The organism is Kaistella chaponensis, from assembly GCF_900156725.1.
Classification (GTDB): Bacteria; Bacteroidota; Bacteroidia; order Flavobacteriales; family Weeksellaceae; genus Kaistella; species Kaistella chaponensis.
In genome coordinates, this window is record NZ_FTOI01000032.1 from 1 (window position 1) to 1,218 (window position 1,218).

A 1,218-nucleotide genomic window follows, 5' to 3' on the forward strand; every position below is an offset into this window, starting at 1 on the left:
TAAATTTGGAAGACTATGAAAAACAGTAAATTTTCAGAAGTTCAGATCATCAAGATTTTATCTGAACAAAATCAAGGAAAAACAGTAAATGAGATTTGCCGCGAACACGGCATCAGCCAGCCGACATTTTACAAGTGGAAAAGTAAATATGGAGGATTGGATGTGCAGCAACTCTCTAAGATGAAGGAACTGGAAAAGGAGCTTTCGCAGTATAAAAAAATTGTAGCGGAACTTACCCTGGAAAATGTGGTCATGAAAGATGTGATTGCAAAAAAGTTTTAACACCTTCTGAGAAGCGGGAACTGGTTGTTTATTCCAAATCAGAACACGGAATAAGCACTCGGAATGCGTGTAAACTTTTTATCATATGCTGTTCTGTGTTTTACTACAAAAAGAAGACGAACAATGAAGACGACAAGATTCGGGAGGAACTGGTTTTGCTTGCAAACCAGCACCAGACCTGGGGATTTTGGACGATGCACCACCGTTTGAGAAACTTGGGTTTTAGATGGAATCACAAACGGGTTTACAGAATTTATAAATCGATGAAGCTGAATTTGAGAAGCAAAAGGAAAAAACGCCTTCCGGCAAGGATTAAAGAGCCCTTACTTCGCCCGATTTATCCTAATGTTACTTGGAGTATGGATTTTATGCACGACACTTTGGAATGCGGTAAAAGCGTGAGAAGCCTTAATATCATTGATGATTTTAACAGAGAAATTTTAAATATTACCATTGATACCAGTTTACCATCAGCAAAAGTAGTTTCGCAACTGGAACAACTGATCGACTGGCGTGGGAAACCTGAAAAAATAAGAGTGGATAACGGTCCGGAGTTCATTGCAGAAAAATTAAAAGATTGGTGTGGCAAGAATGAAATTGTTCTTCATTATATTCAGCCCGGAAAACCAACGCAAAACTCACTGGTAGAAAGATTCAACCGAACTTTTCGGACAGAATTTTTAGACGTTTATCTTTTTGAGAACATCAAGCAAATGAGAAACTATTCGGAAATCTGGATGTGGATGTATAACAATGAGCGTCCTCACAAATCATTGCAATACCTCACACCAAGGGATTTTTTATTGAAATATGGAAAACTTGTCCAAGCAAAGGCCAACGAGTTTCCCACATTCCAACAAAATTTTAACAATGACAACAATAAATTATTAACAAAAAACTCTACTTTTGAGTGTGCCTAAGATGGGTGAGATTACA

At 37.7% G+C, this 1,218-nt stretch carries 1 pseudogene; it reads left to right on the plus strand.

What is annotated here, in order from left to right:
* Nucleotides 1-15: 15 nt before the first annotated feature.
* Nucleotides 16-1,091: pseudogene (locus BW932_RS14135) on the plus strand (IS3 family transposase); the annotation flags it as partial.
* Nucleotides 1,092-1,218 lie beyond the last annotated feature (127 nt).